The following is a 7,747-nucleotide window of genomic DNA, read 5'->3' on the forward strand; positions in this document are numbered from 1 at the left end:
CGCAGCGGATTATTAATTCGCTGGACAAAAATGATGACACATTTTTAATCGACGACCGTATCTTCCAAGCCGCAGAAATTGGCAGGATTCATGCGAGAGCGGCTTAAATTTTGACGAAGGTATTGATCAAGTATAAGAAAAATGCTGTTCTGAACTCTTTATTTACCACCGACATGCATTGGCAGTAATACACAGGGTTATCAACGCTCTATAAAACCAAGGTGCGAAAACTTAAAGATTGAGTTAAAGATATCCTTAAGCACAGTTAAACCGTTAGGCCTGAAAAAAATATCCATAGTAAGACACTAATCTTTTCATCAAAATGCCCATGCCAGTTATAATGAAATTAGTTTAATTCAATTTAATTATAATTAGAGAGACCGAGATGGATAAGATGACGGAAGAAGATCGTAAGCGTATTCTGGAAAGCCCCCCGGTAGGAACTTTTGCACTGATGTCGGCAGTTATCGGTGGTATGGTCGTCGCGTGGCTATTTCTTTATTACGGCGTATTTTTGCCGCGAGGCTAGGGTTTCATTATGCAAACAGAACCATTAAAAGCGAAATGTGGACAGGTTTTTCGAAATTTTTATGCGCAAGTACAAGCCATTCATATTGATCAATTAGAACTGAAATGGATCACTATCTCAATGCTGGTGATCGCGCTTTTTGTTGGAGTTATCACTATTGATGCATTTTTTCACGGTGTTAATCCCCCCAGTAAAGTCGAAACCATTGATTCCGCCAGCCTGCATTTAAATAAAGAATTTGCTGAAGATAATCTGGGCGTACAAGTTGATGACAAAGGTGTTATCACCATCAGAATGGTCGCCGGGCGTTATTCCTTCTTCCCAAAACATATTGATGTCCCTGCCGAGACATCATTAACTTTTCGCTGGGTTAGTATGGATGTTTTACACGGTGTTCATATTCCCATGACCAACATGAGTACCATGATTGTGCCGGGTTATGTTGCGGAAATTACAACTACTTTCCCAAAGCCTGGTGAATATCCGGTGTTGTGTAATGAATATTGTGGCTTGGGCCATAACCACATGTGGAGCAATATTTCGGTCATCGCCAAAGAAGACTGGAAAGCTCCGGTAAAGTCGCCCGCTAAAGGAGGATCAAATAATGAATGATGCCGAAGAACGAAAGCTCGCGTTAAGCCACCTTTGGGTCGCTTTTATTGCCTTTATCGTCGCTTGTTTCATGGGTGAATATCAAGTACTGGAACGTAGCGGTTTTATACCAGCACTGGACTCGCCTAGTGCCTATTTTGCCTCGGTGAGTACCCATGGGGTATTGATGGCATATGTCCTGACGACTTTTTTTATTATGGGCTTTGGTTATTACATCGCGACCACCAGCTTAAAGCAACCGGTATGGAACAAGCCGTTGGCATGGGGTGGCTTCTGGTTGGCATTAATTGGTGTTGTTCTGGCGGCCATTCCTTTGTTGACTGGTAAAGCATCTGTACTGTATACGTTTTATCCGCCCGTTGTTGCTCATGCCGCTTTTTATATCGGCGCTACCTTACTGGTCGTTGGTTCCTGGGTTTGGTGTGTCATCATGCTGGTGATGTTTGTGCAATGGAAAAAAGCCAACACCGGGCAACCCGTGCCTTTAGCCATGTTTGCAACCACCATGAATGCGTTGTTATGGTTATGGACCAGCGCCGGTGTTGCCCTGGAAGTACTTTTTCAGTTGATTCCCCTGTCTCTGGGCTGGATTGATACCCTTGATCCAGGGCTATCCAGAACCTTGTTCGCCTGGACGCTACATCCCATTGTTTATTTTTGGCTGATTCCTGCTTATATCGCTTTTTATGTGTTTGTCCCTAAACAGGCAGGCGGTTTTCTGTTTAGTGATGAAATGGCCCGATTGGCTTTTATCGTTTTGGCCGTATTTGCTTTGCCTATAGGCTTTCATCATCTTTATATGGATCCGGAGCAAGCTAAGGGCTGGAAATTGTTACACGGCATCGGCACTTTCGTGGTGACTTTGCCAACCTTGGTAACAGGATTTACTGTCATTGCCTCACTGGAAATTGCCGGGCGTTTGCGTGGTGGTAAAGGCTTGTTCGGCTGGATAGGTAGCTTGCCCTGGACCAATACCATGGTATTGTCGGTTATTTTATCGTTATTGATGCTGATTTTTGGCGGCTTTGGCGGCGTAGTTAATGCCAGTTATGCGATGAATGGCATGATTCATAATACCGCTTGGGTACCGGGCCATTTTCATCTGATTTTTGCCGGCACTACCGTCATCATGTATTTCGCCATTGCCTATTACTTATGGCCTATGCTGGTTAAAAAACCGTTATTTTCCAGTTCAATGGCTTTGCTTCAATTATGGACCTGGTTTATAGGCATGAGTATTCTCACGACTCCTTGGCATGTGTTGGGTTTATTGGGCCAGCCACGTCGTATTTCCACGGTTGTTTATAATAGTTTATTGACGTTGGCCTGGAAACCTTATGAATTTATGATGATATTTGGTGGTTTAATATTGCTGGGTTCGGCGTGTTTGTTTATCTACAATCTGGCAAAAACGCAATTTAATGCTTCGACAGAAGTTTTTGACGGGGAAATTGAATTTGCCGAGCCCATACATGCGGTAACGTCTCTTCCTGAATGGCTGAATGATTTTAAAATCTGGAACAAAGTGATTGCTGTTTTAATGGCCATCAGCTTCGGCTATCCGATTTTACAGTTCTTTATAATGGACACTTACGAATCATCGTCATGGGGATTTTAAACATGAAACGACTATTACTATTACTGCTTTTTATTGCCCCTGTTGCTGTTAATGCTGAACCGCCCTCTAAAGTTGCGTGGACACCTGAAGCGATTAAATTTGTTAAGAACGGTAATTTTGACAAGGGTAAAGAACTGGCAGAATCCTGCAAAAGCTGTCATGGCGACAAAGGCCAGGGCGTGAAAGCAGAAATCATTGATGATGAAACGCTGCCATCGATTCCGGCACTGGCAGGTCAGGTTGCCAATTATACCTACAAACAGTTGCGTGACTATGCTGATGGCAGTCGTAGTCATATTCAGATGACCGGCGTGGCTAAAGGGCTGACAGAACAGGATGCCGCAGATCTTGCGGTTTGGTTTGGCTCCTTACCGACTGTCGAAAATAAATCAGGGAAACAAAATCTCGAAAGAGCTGAAAAAATGGTTGAACAGGGTGACGGTAAGCGCATCCTGCCGCCCTGTTTTGTTTGTCATGGATCAAAAGGTCAAGGTGAAAAGCAGGATATTCCGGCACTGGCAGGACAGCATGCTGATTACTTTACAAGAACCTTGCTGGAATATAAAAACGGCCAACGGCACAACGATGTATATAGCCGTATGCACCTGATTGTTCAACAATTAAGTGATGATGAAATCAAAGAACTGGCTTTGTATTATCAGCAACTTAAATAAGTTTTTAACTATCCTCATTGTCGGACATCGCTTTATAGGTGCCTGATAATTCGTTTGAAGGTCAGGCAACAATAAAACGTTGCCTGTCTTATTCAAGCTGACTTCCTAATCTACTGCATAATTGGCCGATCAAAATCATGTCGCCTTCAATCACTACATTTTATGTGACAGGTTTGGGCATTGTTAGTAGTTCGCTTACGATGATTTCGCTGATTATTGATACTAAATTGAAAAATGTTCAATATATTAAGCAAATGTCGTTGGGGAGGAATTGATTAGTGGAGCACATAGTCTTTCAGAAATTAAATTTCCATTCACGTGCTTATAAGCTCATACGGATAACATCCCTTAAAGCGATGGTATCCGTTAGTATCGAAATTATTTATCTGAAAATCTATAGGTCTATTTTTGGTTTATGGCGAAAGTGAACAGGTTCAATACCGAATCGAATATTTTAAAAGTTTGCTTAAATAAAAAGTGAGGATAGGTTACTCTAAAGCTACGTTGCAAATAGCCATTGCCGTTTGCTTGGCTTCAATTGATTTTGTAAAACGATTTAGCCTAAGAGATATTATATGAATCCACTGTTTGCAAAAATACTTGGCTTGTTAAAAAATGATCAAAAAATAGAAAGTACTATTGATCTTTCTAATACTAATATTATTAGTACAGCCGCCGTGCCTCAAACCGAGGAACCTGAACCACTTCATCAAGGTAAAAGACGCTTAAAGGAGAGCTACACCAGTCATTGGGATTTGGATTATTTGCCAAGAAAAGAAGTCGATAAAATAATGGCCAATATTAAGAACCGTAAGGATTAAAACGTCAGTGATTTTGAGAGCAGGCTGTCCGTAACACATCGTCTTATTCATGGTGAGGTAAAAACTACCCACACTAATATTGATTTTACCCCCGATTTTTTGCTGTACAGCAACCTAAAACAGGCCAATGAGATGGATCCCGCTTTGCCAAAAAACTCATGTTCAGAGTGCAGGTTAGCTGATTTATGTCTTCCTTATGGATTACAAACAAATGAGATAGAGCAACTTGCAAGTATTATAAAAAATAAACGGCCTTTACAAACTGATGAATTGTTGTACGCACAGAATGATCAGTGCCAAAGCTTGTATGCAGTTAAGTCCGGTTCTTTTCGAAGTTTTATTGTTAATGCCGAGGGTATTGAGCAAACGCTGGGATTTTATTTGCCGGGTGAGCTAATGGGGTTGGATGCTTTATTGCATGGACGCTTTAGTTGTTCTTCGGTTGCCCTTGAAACGGCTTCAGTCTGCGAATTGCCTTTATCTCGCTTAAATGAATTATATACGGAAATACCCGGCCTTCAACACCAGATGATGCGAATTTTAAGTAAGGAAATTGCTTCAGATCGCGAACAAATATTGTTGCTTGGGCATCGTACGGCAAAGGAAAGAATGGCAACGTTTTTATTGATGCTATCAATACGCTATGGTGCTTTGGGGTATTCAAATACTGACTTTAACTTGAGTATGCGTCGTCAGGATATTGCAAATTTTTTGGGGCTTAGTAATGAAACAATTAGTCGCCAACTGACTGAATTGAGTAAAGCGGGGGTTATTGTCGTCAAGCAACGGGTCATTCAAATTATTGACCTTAATTTACTCAAGTCGATTGTCGAACCCTGTTACCGGGAAGCACTTGCTGTAAGCTGACTGAGTAAAATCCGTTGGTGTTGACAGTGGGATAATGTAGGAAAAATAGTTTTATTTGATGATGTTTTGCTGCCAGGAATGGACAACTTATCGGCGTTGTCCATTTCGGTAATACCTGCTCTACATCAACTTAATCGGCTTAAAAAAAGCGCCTATTTTGCTGGTGCTGATGATGCAGGCTTTTCAGGAGCTGGTTTACTCGGGCCGGTACCTGACTCGCAGGCTGTCAGTGTCATAACAGCAATAACAAGCAATAATAAATGGCTAATAATTTTCATGTGTTCTTCTCGTTTGTTAATATAAATAGACAGTTGCTGCTACCTGAAAATACTGGTGATAAGCAGATTTTTTATCCTTATTCGGGAGCGGCTATTCTTACATTAGAAGTCTAATTTGATATTGATCCAGATCAAGAACTCGTCAAATAAAGTAACTTCGTTTCGTTTATTGCGGAGTGCTTCATTTGGCCTAAAAAGTAGAGATTTAAATCAGCAAGGAAGATTGATTAACAAAAGTAAGCATTCACTTTCCCCCCTTTGAAAAATGGGAGGGCAATGCGATGGGAAAGTAGGATTTATTTAAAAAATCTCCCTAACCCTCAAGACCTCCGAGAATGTGTTGATTTTTAGTTGGAACTGACCGTTAGCTTACGACCCAGACTGTGTGAAAACTCCAATTTATGCAAGATATGGCTTTCATAAGGCTATCTGCCAAGTTCTGGGGTTACGATTTATCGACTATTTTGTGTGTGGTTTTTATCCTGTAAAAACTAAAAGTGCAATTCAGCGCTGATAAAGACAAAAATCCTGTTGAAGAATTCCTTTCTGCGACTAAAGAAGGCTTTTATGCCTTCAAAGCCTCTATGAGAGCCGCAGTGCCCATGATATTCATGACTCGCTTCAAATTATAGGCAAGCACATGCAAGCTCATTTCTGCACTGACCTTATCTAAGGTTCGCATTTGGAAGTGCGTGTAACCCATCCAGAGCTTAAGCGTTCCAAATGGATGCTCTACGGTTTCTCGCCTAACTTTCATCATTTCCGGTGCTTGGTTAATGCGCTTTTCTAAAGCATCTAATACGGCTTCATGTTCCCAGCGACTAATGCGCCGATTGACATCGGTGGTACATTGCGGTTTCATGGTGCACTTAACACAGGAAGAAGACCAATAACGCCGTATGATTTTGCCTTTTTCCAGTGTATCAAAGCGGAAGATTGCCCGCTCACCAGCGCAGGGCATTCGTACTCATCATCTTCAGGTTTATAGATAAAATCCCGCTTACCGAAGAGTCCTTTGGCTTGATTACCCGACGTTTCTGATTTAGGGAGATACACCTCGATATTTGCTTCACCGCAAGATTTTATTTCTTGGCCACTGTAATAATCCCGATCAGCGACGGCGGTTAAGGCATCAACGTCAAGAGCGGCTTTAGCTTGCCGAGCCATATTGGCTAACTGGGCACGATCATTACCTACATTAGTCACTTCGTGAGCAACGATAAGGTGATGTTTAGTATCTACGACAGTTTGCACGTTATAGCCAACCATGCCATTACCCGCACTGATCATGGACCGAGCATCCGGATCTGTTAGCGAAATTTGCTTATCGGGGCTGGCCTGTAATTGCACTTCAATTATATTGAGTCGCCCGATTTCCTTTTTGAGTTTTTCAATCTTATTTTCCAGTCGTTCTGTTTTACCTTTAGCAACTGAATCGTCCAGTCGATCTGCGCTGGTAATTTGCCCCAGATAGCGGGCGATACTTTCATCAATTAATTCGAGTCTGCGCTTTAATTTAGCTTGCGTGTAATTCCGGTCACGGTTGTTGACGGCCTTAAATTTACTACCATCAATGGCAACAAACGCCTCACTAAAAAGCTTGAGTTTACGGCAAATAATAACAAACTCACGACAAACCAATCTAATGGCTTTGGTATTCTTTTTGCGGAAATCGGCAATGGTTTTAAAATCCGGAGCCAAGCGCTTCAGTAACCACATCAGCTCAACATTACGTCCGGCTTCCCGTTCTAATCGGCGCGATGATTGAACGCGATTTAGGTAGCCATACACATAAAGCTTTAGCAGGGTTTCAGGATGATATCCAGGTCGACCAGTGGCAGCCGCTAGGGTTTTAAAACCCGTAGCCGACAGATCAATACCATCAATGAATAGATCGATTACTCTGGTGGCATTGTCTGCCGAGATGTAATCATCGAGTTTTTCTGGAAACAAAGTCGCATGAGTGCGAGCTTCGCCCGTTATAAATCCGCTCATATTGATATACTTTCAATTGAAAATATAATTATAGCTGGATTGTAGTTTTCACACAGTCTGGGCCGATTGGGTGAGGTCGCCAACGACTGCTTTGTAGTACTCCAGTTCTCAGAATCTGGATTTGACTGACTGACCGCTTTGGAGAAACGCGACAGGCGGGTCTGGGTCGTAGTGAGCCTTTAATCTTCGGTTGATTTTCTAAAAGTAATCGTCCGCTTTAGAGGTACGACCGTTTTTCAACGGTCGCAGATGTACTTATACTTAAATCTAAATTTCGGTTTGTTCAGATATTTCAAGAGCATCGTCGACCTCGATACCGAGGTATCTGACCGTGCTTTCAAGTTTAGTATGAC

General features: G+C 42.0%; 7 protein-coding genes and 1 pseudogene. 6 read left to right on the plus strand and 2 right to left on the minus strand.

All coding sequences use genetic code 11. From position 1 onward, the window contains the following. Positions 1–385: 385 nt before the first annotated feature. The 6 genes from N7974_RS19575 (at position 386) to fnr (ending at position 5,121) form a co-directional block, all read left to right on the plus strand. On the plus strand, positions 386–529 hold the full coding sequence (locus tag N7974_RS19575; protein ID WP_243217202.1) for a hypothetical protein: 144 nt from the start codon (positions 386–388) through the stop codon (positions 527–529). Positions 530–538: 9 nt separating this feature from the next. After that, positions 539–1,141 carry a cupredoxin domain-containing protein gene (locus N7974_RS19580; RefSeq protein WP_262967223.1) on the plus strand — a complete coding sequence of 201 codons (603 nt, stop codon included), beginning with the start codon at positions 539–541 and terminating at the stop codon, positions 1,139–1,141. Beyond that, on the plus strand, positions 1,134–2,759 hold the full coding sequence (locus tag N7974_RS19585; protein WP_262967224.1) for a b(o/a)3-type cytochrome-c oxidase subunit 1: 1,626 nt from the start codon (positions 1,134–1,136) through the stop codon (positions 2,757–2,759). Before N7974_RS19580 ends, N7974_RS19585 begins: the two co-directional genes overlap by 8 nt. A 2-nt stretch (positions 2,760–2,761) precedes the next feature. After that, complete coding sequence (locus tag N7974_RS19590) at positions 2,762–3,433, plus strand: c-type cytochrome (RefSeq protein ID WP_262967225.1); 672 nt, start codon at positions 2,762–2,764, stop codon at positions 3,431–3,433. Positions 3,434–4,008: 575 nt separating this feature from the next. After that, positions 4,009–4,254, plus strand: coding sequence for a hypothetical protein (locus N7974_RS19595; RefSeq protein ID WP_262967226.1), 246 nt, complete (start codon positions 4,009–4,011; stop codon positions 4,252–4,254). Positions 4,255–4,398: 144 nt separating this feature from the next. Next, positions 4,399–5,121, plus strand: a complete 723-nt coding sequence (gene fnr, locus N7974_RS19600) for a fumarate/nitrate reduction transcriptional regulator Fnr (protein WP_262967227.1) — start codon at positions 4,399–4,401, stop codon at positions 5,119–5,121. A 152-nt stretch (positions 5,122–5,273) separates the two neighbouring features. Here fnr and N7974_RS19605 read toward each other — a convergent pair whose 3' ends face one another. Further along, positions 5,274–5,399, minus strand: a complete 126-nt coding sequence (locus tag N7974_RS19605; RefSeq protein WP_262967228.1) for a hypothetical protein — start codon at positions 5,397–5,399, stop codon at positions 5,274–5,276. 565 nt (positions 5,400–5,964) lie between these two features. Further along, positions 5,965–7,394: pseudogene (locus N7974_RS19610) on the minus strand (IS1182 family transposase). Positions 7,395–7,747: the final 353 nt, after the last annotated feature.

The organism is Methylobacter psychrophilus (assembly GCF_025583945.1).
GTDB classification, from domain to species: domain Bacteria; phylum Pseudomonadota; class Gammaproteobacteria; order Methylococcales; family Methylomonadaceae; genus Methylobacter_C; species Methylobacter_C psychrophilus.